Raw genomic sequence first — 15090 nt, 5'->3', positions numbered from 1 at the left:
TCAGGCCAATTTGGCCTTTAAAAGCTCGTTGACCTGCTGCGGGTTGGCCTTACCCTTGCTCGCTTTCATGGCCTGGCCGACCAGGGCATTGAAGGCCTTGTCTTTGCCCGCCTTGAACTGCTCGACGTTGGCGGGGTTGGCGGCGATCACCTCGGCGATGATTGCCTCCAGCGCGCCGCTGTCGTTCATCTGCTTGAGGCCCTTGGCGGCGATCAGCGCATCGACGTCGCTGCCTTCGCCGCTCCACAGCGCCTCGAACACCTGCTTGCCCGCGTTGTTGGAGATCGTGCCGTCGTGGATGCGGGTGATGAGCTGCGCCAGCTGGAGGCTCGAAACCTTGACCGCCTCCATGGTGATCTCTTCGAGGTTCAGGCGCCGCGAAATCTCGCCCATCACCCAGTTGCTCGCCAGCTTGGCCTGGCCGCAGGCCTGCGCTGTCTCTTCGAAGTAGGCCGCCATCGCCCGGCTCTGCGTGAGCGTGGTGGCGTCGTATTCGGGCAGGTTGTACTGCTCTACAAAACGCGCGGCCATGTGCTGCGGCAGCTCGGGCATGCCGGCCTTCACCTGCGCAATCCAGTCCTCGGCAATCACCAGGGGCGGCAGGTCGGGGTCGGGGAAGTAGCGGTAATCGGCGGCGTCTTCCTTGGTGCGCATGGCGCGCGTTTCGCCGGTGTCGGGGTTGAACAGCACCGTGGCCTGGCGGATCGCGTGGCCGTCTTCGAGCTGCTCGATCTGCCAGCGGATCTCGTAGTCGATCGCCAGCTGCATGTTCTTGAACGAATTCAGGTTCTTGATCTCGCGGCGTGTGCCCAGCGGCTCGCCGGGCTTCCTCACCGAGACGTTGGCATCGCAGCGAAACGAACCTTCCTGCATGTTGCCGTCGCAGATGCCTATCCAGGTGACGATCTGGTGCAGCGCCTTGGCATAGGCCACGGCTTCGGCGCTCGAATGCATGTCCGGCTCGGTCACGATCTCCAGCAGCGGCGTGCCCGCGCGGTTCAGGTCGATCCCGGACTGGCCGATGAAGTCCTCGTGCAGGCTCTTGCCCGCGTCTTCCTCCAGGTGCGCGCGCACCAGGCGCACGGTCTTCTTTTCCTCGCCGAGGTAGAACGAGACGCTGCCGCCCTGCACCACGGGAATCTCGAACTGGCTGATCTGGTAGCCCTTGGGCAGATCAGGGTAGAAATAATTCTTGCGCGCAAAAATGCTCTCTGGCGCAATGTGGGAGCCGAGTGCCAATCCCAATTTGATAGCGCATTCCACTGCCTTCCGGTTCATCACCGGCAGTGCGCCAGGCAGCGCCAGATCGACCGGGCTGGTGTGCGTGTTGGGTTCGGCGCCAAAAGCCGTGGAGGCGCGGCTGAAAATCTTGGAGACGGTGGCCAGCTGGGTGTGCGTCTCGAAGCCGATCACGACTTCGTAGCCTGCGATGAGTGGTGTGGTCATGTTCAGAAACCCTCGGGCTGGCGCAGGTGAAAGTCCGTCGCCTGCTGGAAGGCGTGCGCCGCGTTCAGGAGCCGCCCTTCCTGGAAATGGTTGGCGATGAGCTGCAGGCCCACGGGCATGCCATGCGCGCCCAGGCCCACGGGGTGCGAGAGCCCGGGCAGGCCCGCGAGCGAGGCGGGCAGGGTGTAGACGTCCGCGAGGTAGTTCGTCACCGGGTCGGTCTGCGCGCCTATGGCGGGGGCCACCGTCGGCGCCACGGGCCCGGCGATCACGTCGCACGCCTTGAACGCCTGCTGGAAGTCGTCGGCGATCAGGCGCCGGATCTTCTGCGCCTGCAGGTAGTAGGCGTCGTAATAGCCTGCAGAGAGCACGTAGGCGCCGATCATGATGCGGCGCTTGACCTCCTCGCCGAAGCCCTCGGCGCGGCTCTTCTGGTACATGTCCAGCAGGTCGGTGTACTTGTCGGCGCGGTGGCCGTAGCGCACGCCATCGAAGCGCGAGAGGTTGGAACTGGCCTCGGCCGGGCTGATGATGTAGTAGACCGGCACCGAGAGATGCGTGCGCGGCAGCGAGATCGCCACGCGCCGGGCGCCGAGCTTTTCGTATTCGGCAAGCGCGGCGTCGATGGCTGCGCGTACGTCCGGGGCCAGACCTTCACCGAAGAACTCCTGCGGTACGCCGATGCGCAGGCCATCAAGCGGCTGGCCCAAGGCCTGCGTGTAGTCCTCGGCCGGGCGATCGACGCTGGTCGCGTCGTGCATCACATCCGGTCCGCACATGGCGGAGAGTATGAGCGCGCAGTCTTCGGCAGAGCGCCCGAGCGCCCCTGCCTGGTCCAGGCTCGAAGCGTAGGCGATCATGCCGTAGCGGCTGGCGCGTCCGTAGGTGGGCTTGATGCCGGTGATGCCGCAGAAACCGGCGGGCTGGCGGATCGAGCCGCCGGTGTCGCTGCCGGTGGCGGCGGGCGTCAGGCGCGCGGCCACGGCGCTCGAAGACCCGCCCGAGGAGCCGCCGGGCACGCGCGCGGTGTCCCAGGGGTTGCGCACCGGCTGCGGTGCCTCAAAACCCATGGCCGGAGTGCCCACGTTCTCGCTGGCGCCGCCCATGGCGAATTCGTCGCAGGCGAGCTTGCCCAGCGTCACGCAGCCGGCCTGCGCCAGATTGCGCACGATGGTGGCATCAAACGGCGAGCGGTAGCCCGCGAGCATCTTGCTGGCGGCGGTGGTGGTGAAGTCGCGCGTGACGAAGACGTCCTTGTGCGCGATGGGCACGCCCGCCAGCGGCCCGCCTTCGCCTCTGGCAATCAGCGCATCCTGCGCGCGTGCCTGGGTCAGGGTGGCTTCTTCGTCGATCGCCAGAAAGGCCGCCAGGCTCTGGCGCTGGCGCGCGCGTGCCAGGAAGTGCTGCGCCGCCTCCACGCTGCTGATGTGTTTGTGGTGCAGTTGCGCGGCCAGCGCGGCCACGCCCATTTGATGCAGTTCGGTGTTCATGGCGTCACTCGATCACGCGTGGCACGAGGAACAGGCCGCGCTCGGCCGCAGGGGCGTTGGCGAGATAGGCTTCGCGCTCGTTGGGCTCGCTCACCGCGTCGTTCATCAGGCGCAGCGCTACCTGCTGCACGGCCGACAGGGGGTGGGCCAGGGGTTTCACGCCCGTGGTGTCCACCGCCTGCATCTGCGCGACGATGCCAAAAAAATCGTTGATCGTGCTGCGCATGCGATCGGCTTCGGCGTCGCTCAATTCAAGCCGCGCCAGCCGGGCGATGCGCGTGATGTCTTCGGGGGTCAGTGCCATGGGTGGGGCGGCGTCGTAACCGCTTGCAAAACAATGCAATCGGCTGTAGAGAGAGCCAAGTTATACACAGGGATGCAGTATTATCCGAGCTTTGCCGCAATACCCCGCGCCGCGCTGGTCATTGAGCGAAAAACCACCCCATACACCCGACAACCGCGGCGATGGCAGGCCGACGCGCATGCCGTGCCCGCAAGGATTCCTGCATGTTCGGAGCATTCCGCCGGTATTTTTCCACCGATCTGGCCATTGACCTTGGCACGGCCAACACCCTGATCTTTGCCCGCGACAAGGGTCTGGTCCTCGACGAGCCCTCGGTCGTCGCCATCCGCCACGAGGGCGGGCCGCATGGCAAGAAAGTCATCCAGGCCGTGGGCAAGGAAGCCAAGGCCATGCTCGGCAAGGTGCCGGGCAACATCGAGGCCATCCGCCCGATGAAGGACGGCGTGATCGCCGACTTCGTCATCACCGAGCAGATGATCAAGCAGTTCATCAAGATGGTGCACCCGCGCAGCGTCTTCACGCCCAGCCCGCGCATTATCATCTGCGTGCCCTGCGGCTCCACCCAGGTCGAGCGCCGCGCCATCAAGGATGCCGCGGAAGCCGCGGGCGCCACGGCGGTCTACCTGATCGAGGAGCCCATGGCCGCGGGCTTGGGCGCGGGCCTGCCGGTGAACGAGGCGAGCGGCTCCATGGTGGTGGACGTGGGCGGCGGCACCACCGAAGTCGGCGTGATCTCCCTCGGCGGCATGGTCTACAAGGGCAGCGTGCGTGTCGGCGGCGACAATTTCGACGATTCCATCGTCAACTACATCCGCCGCAACTACGGCATGCTGATCGGCGAGCCCACGGCCGAATCCATCAAGAAGCAGATCGGCAGCGCCTTTCCGGGCAGCGAAGTGCGCGAGATGGAGGTGCGCGGGCGCAACCTCTCCGAGGGCGTGCCGCGCAGCTTCACGATTTCCTCCAACGAAGTGCTGGAAGCGCTGACCGAGCCGCTCAACCAGATCGTCTCGGCGGTCAAGAATGCACTGGAGCAGACGCCGCCCGAGCTCGGCGCCGACATCGCCGAGCGCGGCATGATGCTTACGGGCGGCGGGGCGCTGCTGCGCGACCTCGATCGCCTGCTGGCCGAAGAGACGGGTCTGCCGGTGCTCGTCGCCGAAGAGCCGCTGACCTGCGTGGTGCGCGGCTGCGGCATGGCGCTCGATCGGCTCGACCGCCAGGGCAGCATCTTCACCAGCGATTGATCCGGATTGGCGGGCGCGGGGGGCGGGGGCTGCATCCATGCCTTTGGGTACCTTGGAGCGCAGGGCGCCGTCGTTCTTCCGGCAGGGGCCGTCCGCGCTTTCGCGGCTGGTGCTGTATGGCGCGCTGGCGCTTTTCCTGATGGTGGCGGATGCGCGTTTTCACGTCACGGAACCGCTGCGCCAGGTGGTTGCCACGGCGCTCTACCCCTTGCAGTGGCTGATGCTGCAGCCGGTGGAGTTTGCCGGCCGCGGCGCCGGCTATTTCCAGTCGCTGGATGACGCGCAGGAGGCGCTGCGCGAAACGCACCGCCAGATGGCGCAGATGGCCGTGCGCGCCGGTGAGACGGAGCAACTGCAGCATGAAAACGCGCGGCTGCGCGAGCTGCTGGCGCTGCGCCAGCGCATCAATGCGCCGGCGATTGCCGCGGAGGTGCTCTATGACACGCCCGACCCGTACGCGCGCAAGGTCACGATAGACCGGGGGCAGCTCGCGGGCGTGCAGCCGGGCTCGCCGGTGGTGGATGCGCGCGGCGTGCTCGGGCAGGTCACGCGCGTGTTTCCGGCGCTCAGCGAAGTGACGCTGCTCATTGACCGTGACCAGAGCATTCCGGTACTCAATGCGCGTTCGGGTGCGCGCAGCATCGCCTTTGGCGACCCGACCGTGAGCCACGACGGCGGCATGGAGCTGCGTTTCACGCCGGGCAATGCGGATGTGCAGGAAGGCGATCTGCTGACCACCAGTGGCGTCGACGGCGTCTATCCGCCCGGGCTGCAGGTGGCGCGGGTGGCGCACATCGAGCGCCGTGCCGACACCACCTTCGCCCGGATTTACTGCGCGCCGCTGGCACAGATGCAGGGCGCGCAGCAGGTCATGGTCCTGCAGCCCGTGCAGTCCGATGCCGAGCGGCCGCCGGCGAGCCCGCGCACCGCGCCGACGGCCACGGCGCCGCGCAGCGACCGGGGGGCGCGGCCATGATCCTGCCCAGGGGCCAGCAATTGCTGTTGCCGGTGAGCCCGGCCTTCATGGTGGCCAGCTTGCTCGTCGCATTGGCACTGGATTTGCTTCCTCTGGGGCGTGTGACGTGGACGCCGGACTGGCTGATGGTGCTGCTGGCCTTCTGGAGCATGCACCAGCCACGCTACGTGGGCATGGGGGTGGCGTTTGCACTGGGGCTGGCGATCGACGTGCACCAATCGACGCTGCTCGGGCAGCATGCGCTGGTCTATTGCCTGCTGGTGTTCGGCGCGCAGGCGCTGCAGCGGCGTCTGCTCTGGTTCAACCCCTTGTGGCAGGCACTGCAGCTGCTGCCGCTGTTTGCCGGTGCCCATCTGCTGGCCGTGGCCGTGGGCGTGCTGGGTTCGGGTGTGGCGCCGGGCTGGCAAAGCCTGCTCGCGCCGCTGCTGGAAGCGCTGATCTGGCCGCTGGCCAGCGTGCTGCTGCTGGCGCCGCAGCGGCGCCCGCCGGACCAGGACGAGAACCGCCCGCTCTGATGACAGAACTGCGCGATGCCGAGCAGGACGCCGGGCGCTTTCGCCTGCGGGTATGGGTGGTGGGCGCCCTGGTGCTGCTGGCGTTTGCCCTCATCGCCTGGCGGTTGTATGTGCTGCAGGTGGTGCGCTATGAAGACCTGGCCGAACAGGCCGAAAGCAACCGCACCGCGGTGGTGCCCATCGTGCCGATGCGCGGGCAGATCCTGGACCGCAACGGCGTGGTGCTGGCCACCAACTATTCCGCCTATACGCTGGAGATCACGCCTTCGCGCGCCATCGATGTCGATGCGACGATAGAAGCGCTCTCGGCGATCGTCGATATTCAGCCGCGCGACAAGCGCCGCTTCAAGCGGCTGATGGACGAGTCGCGCCGCTTCGACTCGTTGCCGGTGCGCACGCGCCTCACGGACGAAGAGGTGGCGCGCTTCGCGGCGCAGCGCTGGCGCTTCCCGGGGGTCGAGGTGAAGGCGCGGCTGTTTCGCTCCTACCCGCTGGGCGAGGCCGGCAGCCATGTGATCGGCTACATCGGCCGCATCAACCAGCGAGAAAAGGAACGCATCGAGGACTCCGACGATGCCGCCAATTACCGCGGCACCGATTACATCGGCAAGCTCGGCGTGGAACAGAGTTATGAAGCGCAGCTGCACGGACAGACGGGGTTCGAGCTGCTGGAGACCTCGGCCGGCGGCTATGCGGTGCGGCGGCTGGAGAACCATCCGGCGACCCCGGGCGACACGGTGATCCTGTCGATCGACATCAAGCTGCAGAAGCTCATTGAAGACCTGTACGGCGAGCGGCGCGGGGCGCTCGTGGCGATCGACCCCCGCAACGGCGAGGTGCTGGCGCTGGTCTCCAAGCCCACGTTCGACCCCAACCTGTTCGTCGACGGCATCGACCAGGAAAACTGGCAGCAGCTCAATGAATCGATCAACAAGCCGCTGCTGAACCGCGCGCTGCGCGGCACCTATCCGCCGGGCTCCACCTACAAGCCCTTCATGGCGCTGGCCGCGCTGCAGCTGGGCAAGCGCGACCCGAAGCTGGTGATCAACGACCCGGGCTTCTACAACTTCGGTGGGCGCACCTTCCGCAGCCACGAAGGCGGCCTGGGCGGCGTGGACATGACGCGCGCCATCCAGTTTTCCAGCAACACCTATTTCTATTCGCTGGCGGTGGACATGGGCGTCAACGCCATCCACGACTTCATGGCGCCTCTCGGGTTTGGCCAGCGCACCGGCATCGATCTGGGCGGCGAGGTGCGCGGCATCCTGCCCAGCACCGAGTGGAAAAGAAACGCCTACAAGCGCGCCGACATGAAGAAGTGGTTTCCGGGCGAGACGGTGTCGCTCGGCATAGGCCAGGGCTACAACAGCTTCACCATGCTGCAGCTGGCCGTCGCCGAGAGCGTGCTGGCCAACGATGGCACGCGCTACCGCCCGCACGTGGCCAAGGCGGTGAAGGACCAGATCACAGGCACCGTCAGGCCGCTGGAGGAGCCGCCCGGCGAGAACTTGCATTTCAAGGAAAAGAACCTTGCCATCGTGCGCAATGCTTTGGCCGCGGTGAATGAAGCGGGTACCGGCCGGCGCGTGTTTGCCGGTGCGCCCTACACCTCGGCCGGCAAGACCGGTACGGCGCAGGCGATGAGCCTGGGGCAGAACGTCAAGTACAACGCCAAGCTGCTGGAGGAGCACCAGCGCGACCATTCGCTGTTTGCCGCCTTCGCGCCGCTGGAGCACCCGCGGATCGCAGTCGCGCTGATCGTGGAGAACGCCGGTTTTGGCGCCGCGGCTGCCGCGCCCATCGTGCGGCGGGTGTTCGACTACTGGCTGGCGGGCCAGTACCCGAGCGAGGAAGACATCGCCGCCGTGGCGCGCGGGCAGGCGAGCGTGCCGCTCGGCACACCCAGGCGGGCGGACGAGGTGGCGCTGCCTGCGGCCCAGTGAGGCGGCCGACTGCCGGCTCACTGGGTCAGCGCAGGAAGGCGTCGTAGCCTGTCTTCAGGATCAGCAGGCTGACGACCGCGATGAAGAGCGTGCGCACGAAGCCCGCGCCATGGCGCAGGGCCATGTGCGCCCCCAGCACGCTGCCGAGCACATTGGCGGCGGCGAGCCACAGCGTCAGGTGCCACCAGACATGGCCCTTGGCGGCGAACAGAATCAGTGACGAGGCGTTGGTGGCGAGGTTCAGCAGCTTGGCCGAAACCGAGGCGTTGAGAAAGTCGTAGCCCAGGAAGCGCACGAACAGGAAGATGAAGAAGCTGCCGGTGCCGGGGCCGAAGAAGCCGTCGTAAAACCCGATCACCGCGGCGATCGCGCAGGCCACCAGGCGTTCATGGGCCTGGCTGAGCAATGGTGCATGCACCCGCCCCAACTCCTTGCGCGCCAGTGTGTAGACCAGCAGCCCGATGAGGATGATGGGCAGGAGCTTGCGCAGCACCTCGGCCGAGACCAGCGTGACGACCCAGGCGCCGAGGAATGCCGCGACGAAACAGGTGGCGGCCGCTGGCAGCATGGCCTGCCAGCGGATCTGCACCCGCCGCGCGTATTGGGCGGTGGCGACGCCGGTGCCCCAGATGGCGGCACTCTTGTTGGTGCCGAGCAGATCCCCGGGGATGGCGGCAGGGTAGGTGGCGAACAGTGCCGGCAGCAGGATCAGCCCGCCGCCGCCAACGACGGAATCGACAAAGCCGGCCAGCAGCGAGGCCAGGGCGACGAGGATGGAGTCCATCGCCGCGATTGTCGCAGCGGGCGATCGCAATGGGGGCGAAAAAAAAGCACCTGACTGGCAGGTGCTTCTCAAAAATTTGGCGCCTCTTGTCGGGCGCCTGGCATTGCGTATTGTTTGGCTGGCGTGTCTCCCCGGCCCTCGGTGCGCACCTGGGGGAGCGCCTTGAGTGTCGTGACTTTAGTCACTTATGCGATAGCGCGCATCGGTATTTTCCCGAATAGCCGTCATTGGCCTGCATTGATCCAGCCGGCCGCCATCTCGGCCATCATCAGGGTCGGACTGTTGGTGTTGCCGCTGGTGATGGTGGGCATGGCACCGGCGTCCACCACGCGCAGTCCGTCCATGCCGTGCACCCGCAGGTGCGGGTCGAGTACCGCCATCGGGTCCGCGGCGCGGCCCATGCGCGTCGTGCCCACGGGGTGAAAGATGGTGGTGGCGATGTCGCCCGCCAGGCGCGCGAGCTCTGTGTCGCTCTGGAACTGCACGCCGGGCTTGTACTCCTGCGGGCGGTAGCGCGCCAGCGCCGGCTGGGCGGCGATGTGCCGCGTGACGCGCAGGCTGCTCGCGGCGATGCGCCGGTCTTCCTCGGTGGAGAGGTAGTTGGGTGCGATCGCTGGTGCATCCTTGAAATTCGCGCTTCTGATGCGCACCGTGCCCCGGCTCGTGGGCTGCAGGTTGCAGACGCTGGCGGTGAAGGCCGGGAAGTCATGCAGCGGTTCGCCGAAGGCGTCGAGCGAGAGCGGCTGCACGTGGAACTCCAGGTTGGCCCGCTCTCGGTCCGGGTCGGAGCGCGTGAACGCGCCCAACTGGGAGGGCGCCATGCTCATCGGCCCGCTGCGGTTCATCAGGTACTGCAGGCCGATCCATGCTTTGCCGAACGGGTCGTTGGCCAGGGTATTGAGCGTCTGCACGCCCTGCACCTTGAACACCGCGCGGATCTGCAGATGGTCCTGCAGATTGGCGCCGACGCCGGGCAGCGCATGCACGACAGGGATGCCGTGCTGCCGCAGCAGATCGACCGGGCCTATGCCCGAGAGCTGCAGCAGCTGCGGGGAATTCACCGCGCCGGCGCTCAGGATCACCTCGCGCACCGCATGCACGGTGATTTTCTCGCCGCCCTTGAGCACTTCCACCGCGCTGCAGCGCTTCTTGCCGCTGGGCGTGGTGCTGGTGATGAGCCTCATCGCCTGCGCGCCGGTCCAGATCGTGCAGTTGGGGCGGTTTTCGCAGGTCGGCCGCAGAAAGGCCTTGGCGGTGTTCCAGCGCCAGCCGCGGCGCTGGTTCACTTCGAAGTAGCCCACGCCTTCGTTGTCGCCGGTGTTGAAGTCCGGCGTGGCGGGTATGCCGGCCTGCACGGCGGCGGCGGCGAAGGCATCGAGGATTTCCCAGCGCAGGCGCTGCTTTTCCACACGCCACTCGCCGCTGCTGCCGGTGGAAAAATTGCCGTGCAGCTGCCTGAAGTGCGCATCCACGCCGTCGGGGCGGTCCAGCCGCCAGTGGTCTTCGTGGCGCTTGAAGGTTTCCAGCACATTGCCCCAGCGCCATGCGTCTTCACCGGTCACTTCGGCCCAGTGCTCGTAGTCCTGCTGCTGTCCGCGCAGGTAGAGCATGCCGTTGATGCTCGAACATCCGCCCAGCGTGCGCCCGCGCGGGTAGCGCAGCGTGCGCCCGTTCAGACCTTGGTCGGGCTCGGTCTGGTAGAGCCAGTCGGTGCGCGGATTGCCGATGCAGTACAGATAGCCGACGGGGATGTGGATCCAGTGGTAGTTGTCGCGCGGTCCGGCTTCGAGCAGCAGCACGCGCCGGTTGCGATCCTGGCTCAGGCGGTTGGCGAGCAGCGAACCGGCCGTGCCGGCGCCGATGATGATGGTGTCAAACGTGGTGTCGCTCATGGGGCGGAGCCTTTGCGGATACCCGGCGATTGTGCGTCGCGCGCGGCGGGTCCGGCAAAAAACCATGACACTATTGAATTCATAGTTGCCTGCGCTTGTACCATATGCGCGATCCACCTGTTTGCGCAGAGCCGCGCCGTTGCGCCGCCGCGCTTGTGTGACACTCGCACCCATGCCGATGTTTTCCCCTCCCACGCTGACTCTGGAGCAGGGCGGCGCGCCGTGCGTGCGGCTGCGCGGCGATTGGGTGGCGGCCGCGTTGGCCGATCGGCCGACCTGGCGCGCCCTAACGGCAGCGCTGCGCGGCACCGATGTGCGGCAGGCCTGGGACGTGCAGGGGCTGGGGCGGCTCGATCACGTGGGCGCGCAGCTGCTCTGGCACCACTGGGGCCGGCAATGGCCGCGCGAGCTGCGGGCCGGCGAGGCGCAGCGGCAGATGCTCGAACATGTCGCGCAGCTCACCCCACCCGGGGCGCAGCTGCGCAAGCCACGCCGCACGGAGGCGCTGGAACATCTGGGCGAGATGGTGCTGGGCGCGCTGCAGTTCGTGCGCCAGCTGGTCGAGGTCATGGGCCAGCTGCTGCTGGACCTGGGGCGGCTGCTGCGTGCCCCCGGGCGGGCGCCGTGGCGCGATATTTCGGGGCATCTGTACCAGATGGGCGCCACCGCCCTGCCGATCACCGCGCTCGTGGGTTTTCTGATCGGCGTCGTGCTGGCCTACCTCATGAGCCTGCAGCTGCAGCGCTTTGGCGCCGAGGCCTTCATCGTCAACATCCTTGGCATCTCGCTGATCCGCGAGCTCGGGCCGATGCTGGCGGCCATTCTGGTGGCCGGGCGCTCGGGCTCGGCCATCACCGCGCAGATCGGCGTGATGCGCGTGACCGAGGAGCTCGATGCCATGCGCGTCATGGGCATTTCGCACAGTTACCGATTGGTGCTGCCGCGCGCCGTCGCACTGGGCATCGCCATGCCGCTGGTCTCGGCCTGGACGACGGCGGCAGCGCTGGCGGGCGGCGTTCTGGCATCGGACATCGTGCTGCACATCACGCCGGGGTTCTTCTACCAGTCGCTGCCCATGGCGGTACAGGGGATGACGCTGGTGCTGGCCACCGCCAAATCCATCGTGTTCGGTGTGTTGATCGCGCTGATCGGCTGCGTCTGGGGCATGCGGGTGCAGCCCAATACGCAGAGCCTGGGCGAGGGCACGACGGCTTCGGTGGTCAGCGCCATCACCGTGGTGATCCTGGTGGATGCGCTGTTCGCCATCCTGTTCAAGAACGTGGGGTTCCAGTGACTGGCGATGCCGCACCCGCCCTCGTCGAGATCCGGGACCTGGCGACCGTCTTCGGCAAGGGCGCGCAGGCCTTCAGCGTGCACGAGCACCTGAACCTGACGGTGGCACGCGGCGAGCTGCTCTCGCTCGTCGGCGGCTCGGGCACGGGCAAGACGGTGCTGCTGCGCCACATCCTGGGGCTGACCACGCCCAGCGGCGGCAGCGTCACGGTGGCGGGGCGGCCGGCGGCGGAGCTGGGCGGCGACGGCGCCAGCAGCCGCGTGGGCATGCTGTTCCAGCATGGCGCGCTGTTCACCGCGTTCAATGTGCTCGACAACATCGCTTTCGCGCTCTACGAATTGCACACTGTGCCGCGCGATCTGGCGCATGAGATCGCGATGGTCAAGCTGCGCATGGTGGGTCTCAAGCCCGAGCACGCGCTGCGCATGCCGGCCGACCTTTCAGGCGGCATGATCAAGCGCGTGGCGCTGGCGCGGGCGCTGGTGATGGACCCGCCGCTGCTGCTGCTCGATGAACCCACGGCCGGGCTCGATCCCAATGGCTCGGACGAGTTCTGCGATCTGCTGCGCGAAATGCACGCCGCGCTGGGGCTCACCGTCATCATGGTCACGCACGATCTCGATACGCTGTATGCGCTGTCAAGCAAGGTGGCGGTGCTGGCCGACAAGCACGTCATCGTGCATGCGCCGCCCGCCGAGGTCGCGCGTTTTGACCACCCCTTCATCGACCATTTCTTTCGCGGCCAGCGCGGTTTGCGCGCGCTGGCACCGGCGCCGACGCAGCTTGCACAGGCCAAGGAGCACTGATGGAAAACAAGGCACATGCCCTCGCCGCGGGCCTCTTCATCGTCCTCATCGGGGCGCTGCTGGTGGTGCTGGGCTACTGGATATCGAGCGACGAAATACCGCACACGAGCTACGAGCTCACCACCACCGAGAACGTCAGCGGCCTGCAGCCGCAGGCGGCGGTGCGCTACAAGGGCGTGCCGGCGGGGCGCGTGCTCGCGATCGGCTTCGACCCCAAGACGCCTGGCCGCGTGGTGATCCGCATCGACGTGGACAGCAACGCGCCTATCAGTCCCACCACCTATGCCACGCTGGGCTACCAGGGGGTGACCGGGCTGGCGCACATCCTGCTCAACGACGCGGACAAGCCGTTCGAGAAAATTCCGCCGGGCGCCGACGGCCTGCCGCGCATCCCGATGCAGTCCTCGCCCTTCAGCCAGCTGGCCGAGCAGGGGCCGCTGCTGCTGGGCAAGGTGCAGGAGGCGATGGAGCGCGTCAACCACCTGCTGAGCGACGACAACCTGCAGGCGTTTTCCGGCCTGCTGGCACGCCTGGGCACGGCGGCGCAGAACATCGACCGGCTGGCGCTGAGCCTGAACCACAGCGTGACCAGCGGCCTCGACCCCGCCATCGCACAGCTGCCGGCGCTGCTGGGCCAGACGCGCCAGGCCCTGCAGGCGCTGCGCGATGCCGGGGTCAATACCGCGCAGACCGCGGCCGACGCGGGGCAGATGGTGCGCTCGCTCAATGCGCCCAGCGGCGTGCTGCACGAGGCAGGCCAGGGCGCGCGCGCGCTCACCGGGGTCGCCGAACGCTTTGGCGACCGCACCCTGCCGCAATTGGATCGCGCTGCGAATGAAACCGCACAGGCCGCCCGGCGCCTGGGCCGTGTCGCTGCGGGCGTGGGCGACAACCCGCAGAGCCTGATCTACGGCCCGCCGCGCGTTGCCCCCGGACCGGGCGAACCGGGCTTTGCGGCGCCCTCCGCCGCACGATGAGGAGAATTTGCATGGCGTATTCAAAAAAAGTAGCTATTGGCGCTTTCCATACAAGCGCAAAAGCGGGTTTTTGCCTGATTTTTTCACTCGCCATGGCGGCCTGCTCATCACTGCCGCAGCCGCCGGTGCGCGCCGAGGTGTATGACTTCGGACCCGGCCAGCAGGCGGCGTCGGCCCCTGCCGCACCGGCCGCCGCACACGCGATCGTGCTGGCGGATGTGGTGAGCACCGGCATGCCGGACGCCGACAGCGGGCTGAATTACCGCCTGGCCTATGCCAACGCGCAGCAGTTGCGCCCCTACCGCGACGCGCGCTGGAGCCAGCCGCCGGCGCAGCTTTTGACGCAGGCGCTGCGCGAGCGTCTGGGCCAGAGGCGGGCGGTGCTGACCGAGGGTGGCGTGGGTGTGCGCCTTGCCGATGGCGCGCGGCCCGAGGTGCTGCGCCTGCAGTTGGAGGAGTTCAGCCAGGTGTTCGATGCGCCGCAGACCAGCCACGCGCTGGCGCGCTTGCGGGCCTCGCTGGCGCGCAGCACGCACGGCGGTGAGCGCTTGCTGTCCCAGAGGCTCTTTGTCGTGCAGCGCCCGGCAGCGACACCGGACGCCGCCGGCGGTGCCAAGGCGCTGGCCGAAGCGGCCGGGCAATTGGCGGATGAAGTGGCGCAGTGGCTGGAACAGCCCTGACGCCTGGCTTACCCGCGCAGCGCCGGAAACAACCCCACCAGCCCGTTGGCCATCACCTCCACGGCGAGCGCCGCAAGGATCAGGCCCATGAGCCGCGTCATCACGTTGATGCCGGTGCGTCCGAGGATGCGAGAAATCGGGTCGGCGAGCGAGAAGCACAGCGCCGTCGCGCCCGCCACCACCACGCCGTAGCCCACCAGCGCCAGGTGCTGCCAGAAGTTGCTGGCACGGTCAGCGTAGATCACCACGGTGGACATCGCGGCCGGGCCGGTCAGCAGCGGGATGGTGAGCGGCACCACCGCGATGCTGTCGCCCTGCGCGGCCTTGTCGGCGGCGTCTTCCAGTTCCTGCGTGTGCGGCTTGGCCTCGGCGGGGTGGGCGTTGAGCATGTTCAGCGCGCTGATCAGCAACAGCATGCCGCCGCCCACCTGAAAGCTCGCCAGCGAGATGTTGAAGAACGCCAGGACTTGCAGGCCGATCAGCGCGCAGGCGGCGATCACGCAGAACGCGGTGAACGCCGCCACCTGCACCGTGCGCTTGCGCTGCGCGCTGTTGAAGCCCTCGGTGTAGTGGATGAAAAAAGGGACGATCGCCAGCGGGTTGACGATGGCCAGCAGCGCGATCAAAGGCTTGAGTGATTCCATCACCGGACCTCGCCGCGCCCCGGCGCCATGGCTGGTTGCGCAGGTGGGAAAAGGGCAGATACTTGCATGCTTTCAATTGTCACAAAAAGGAG

The 15090-nt window shown here is 67.4% G+C and carries 14 protein-coding genes; 8 read left to right on the top strand and 6 right to left on the bottom strand.

From position 1 onward, the window contains the following. The 3 genes from gatB to gatC are packed head-to-tail and all read right to left on the bottom strand — an operon-like array spanning position 1 to position 3240. Positions 1-1446 (bottom strand): Asp-tRNA(Asn)/Glu-tRNA(Gln) amidotransferase subunit GatB, encoded by a 1446-nt coding sequence (gene gatB, locus K320_RS0111025; RefSeq protein ID WP_024538893.1) that lies wholly within the window; start codon positions 1444-1446, stop codon positions 1-3. Between the two features lie 2 nt (positions 1447-1448). Continuing rightward, on the bottom strand, positions 1449-2936 hold the full coding sequence (gatA, locus tag K320_RS0111020; RefSeq protein ID WP_024538892.1) for an Asp-tRNA(Asn)/Glu-tRNA(Gln) amidotransferase subunit GatA: 1488 nt from the start codon (positions 2934-2936) through the stop codon (positions 1449-1451). A gap of 4 nt (positions 2937-2940) precedes the next feature. Then, on the bottom strand, positions 2941-3240 hold the full coding sequence (gene gatC / locus K320_RS0111015; RefSeq protein ID WP_024538891.1) for an Asp-tRNA(Asn)/Glu-tRNA(Gln) amidotransferase subunit GatC: 300 nt from the start codon (positions 3238-3240) through the stop codon (positions 2941-2943). A gap of 203 nt (positions 3241-3443) precedes the next feature. Here gatC and K320_RS0111010 point away from each other — a divergent pair, with 203 nt between their 5' ends. From K320_RS0111010 to mrdA, 4 genes are read left to right on the top strand one after another with little or no spacing between them, the layout of a single operon-like run. Then, the gene (locus K320_RS0111010) at positions 3444-4487 is read left to right on the top strand and encodes a rod shape-determining protein (protein WP_024538890.1); all 1044 of its coding nucleotides are present in this window, start codon (positions 3444-3446) and stop codon (positions 4485-4487) included. A 37-nt stretch (positions 4488-4524) separates the two neighbouring features. Further along, positions 4525-5463: a rod shape-determining protein MreC gene (mreC, locus tag K320_RS0111005; protein ID WP_024538889.1), complete on the top strand. Its 939-nt coding sequence runs from the start codon at positions 4525-4527 to the stop codon at positions 5461-5463. Then, the gene (mreD, locus tag K320_RS0111000) at positions 5460-5978 is read left to right on the top strand and encodes a rod shape-determining protein MreD (protein WP_024538888.1); all 519 of its coding nucleotides are present in this window, start codon (positions 5460-5462) and stop codon (positions 5976-5978) included. Before mreC ends, mreD begins: the two co-directional genes overlap by 4 nt. Beyond that, entirely contained in the window at positions 5978-7921 is a 1944-nt protein-coding gene (mrdA, locus tag K320_RS0110995; protein ID WP_024538887.1) for a penicillin-binding protein 2, read from the top strand. The genes mreD and mrdA overlap by 1 nt, the downstream gene beginning before the upstream one ends. A gap of 25 nt (positions 7922-7946) precedes the next feature. On the opposite strand, the gene K320_RS0110990 is transcribed toward mrdA, so the two are convergent. Together K320_RS0110990 and K320_RS0110985 are read right to left on the bottom strand one after the other, a co-directional pair. Further along, positions 7947-8705: a sulfite exporter TauE/SafE family protein gene (locus K320_RS0110990; RefSeq protein WP_024538886.1), complete on the bottom strand. Its 759-nt coding sequence runs from the start codon at positions 8703-8705 to the stop codon at positions 7947-7949. 224 nt (positions 8706-8929) lie between these two features. Beyond that, positions 8930-10597, bottom strand: a complete 1668-nt coding sequence (locus K320_RS0110985) for a GMC family oxidoreductase (RefSeq protein ID WP_029696054.1) — start codon at positions 10595-10597, stop codon at positions 8930-8932. Positions 10598-10769: 172 nt separating this feature from the next. Between K320_RS0110985 and K320_RS0110980 the strand changes: the two genes are divergently transcribed. Genes K320_RS0110980 through K320_RS0110965 form a run of 4 tightly spaced genes read left to right on the top strand, consistent with a single transcriptional unit; the run spans position 10770 to position 14354 of the window. After that, positions 10770-11891, top strand: a complete 1122-nt coding sequence (locus K320_RS0110980) for an MlaE family ABC transporter permease (protein ID WP_024538885.1) — start codon at positions 10770-10772, stop codon at positions 11889-11891. Next, positions 11888-12697 (top strand): ABC transporter ATP-binding protein, encoded by an 810-nt coding sequence (locus K320_RS0110975; RefSeq protein WP_024538884.1) that lies wholly within the window; start codon positions 11888-11890, stop codon positions 12695-12697. The genes K320_RS0110980 and K320_RS0110975 overlap by 4 nt, the downstream gene beginning before the upstream one ends. Beyond that, positions 12697-13674 (top strand): MlaD family protein, encoded by a 978-nt coding sequence (locus tag K320_RS0110970; RefSeq protein ID WP_024538883.1) that lies wholly within the window; start codon positions 12697-12699, stop codon positions 13672-13674. Before K320_RS0110975 ends, K320_RS0110970 begins: the two co-directional genes overlap by 1 nt. 11 nt (positions 13675-13685) lie before the next feature. Further along, the gene (locus K320_RS0110965) at positions 13686-14354 is read left to right on the top strand and encodes an ABC-type transport auxiliary lipoprotein family protein (RefSeq protein WP_024538882.1); all 669 of its coding nucleotides are present in this window, start codon (positions 13686-13688) and stop codon (positions 14352-14354) included. An 8-nt stretch (positions 14355-14362) separates the two neighbouring features. Here K320_RS0110965 and K320_RS0110960 read toward each other — a convergent pair whose 3' ends face one another. Further along, on the bottom strand, positions 14363-14998 hold the full coding sequence (locus tag K320_RS0110960; protein ID WP_024538881.1) for a MarC family protein: 636 nt from the start codon (positions 14996-14998) through the stop codon (positions 14363-14365). Between the last annotated feature and the right edge of the window lie 92 nt (positions 14999-15090).

Source organism: Comamonas badia DSM 17552 (assembly GCF_000484635.1).
In the GTDB taxonomy this organism is placed as follows: domain Bacteria; phylum Pseudomonadota; class Gammaproteobacteria; order Burkholderiales; family Burkholderiaceae_C; genus Comamonas_C; species Comamonas_C badia.
Note: the sequence above shows the minus strand (reverse complement) of the source record. Positions and strands in the feature narration are given on the sequence as shown.

Coding starts and splice junctions, on each gene's coding strand:
- gatB (WP_024538893.1), bottom strand. CDS start 1,446: ATGACCACACCACTCATCGCAGGCTACGAAGTCGTGATCGGCTTCGAG.
- gatA (WP_024538892.1), bottom strand. CDS start 2,936: ATGAACACCGAACTGCATCAAATGGGCGTGGCCGCGCTGGCCGCGCAA.
- gatC (WP_024538891.1), bottom strand. CDS start 3,240: ATGGCACTGACCCCCGAAGACATCACGCGCATCGCCCGGCTGGCGCGG.
- K320_RS0111010 (WP_024538890.1), top strand. CDS start 3,444: ATGTTCGGAGCATTCCGCCGGTATTTTTCCACCGATCTGGCCATTGAC.
- mreC (WP_024538889.1), top strand. CDS start 4,525: ATGCCTTTGGGTACCTTGGAGCGCAGGGCGCCGTCGTTCTTCCGGCAG.
- mreD (WP_024538888.1), top strand. CDS start 5,460: ATGATCCTGCCCAGGGGCCAGCAATTGCTGTTGCCGGTGAGCCCGGCC.
- mrdA (WP_024538887.1), top strand. CDS start 5,978: ATGACAGAACTGCGCGATGCCGAGCAGGACGCCGGGCGCTTTCGCCTG.
- K320_RS0110990 (WP_024538886.1), bottom strand. CDS start 8,705: ATGGACTCCATCCTCGTCGCCCTGGCCTCGCTGCTGGCCGGCTTTGTC.
- K320_RS0110985 (WP_029696054.1), bottom strand. CDS start 10,597: ATGAGCGACACCACGTTTGACACCATCATCATCGGCGCCGGCACGGCC.
- K320_RS0110980 (WP_024538885.1), top strand. CDS start 10,770: ATGCCGATGTTTTCCCCTCCCACGCTGACTCTGGAGCAGGGCGGCGCG.
- K320_RS0110970 (WP_024538883.1), top strand. CDS start 12,697: ATGGAAAACAAGGCACATGCCCTCGCCGCGGGCCTCTTCATCGTCCTC.
- K320_RS0110965 (WP_024538882.1), top strand. CDS start 13,686: ATGGCGTATTCAAAAAAAGTAGCTATTGGCGCTTTCCATACAAGCGCA.
- K320_RS0110960 (WP_024538881.1), bottom strand. CDS start 14,998: ATGGAATCACTCAAGCCTTTGATCGCGCTGCTGGCCATCGTCAACCCG.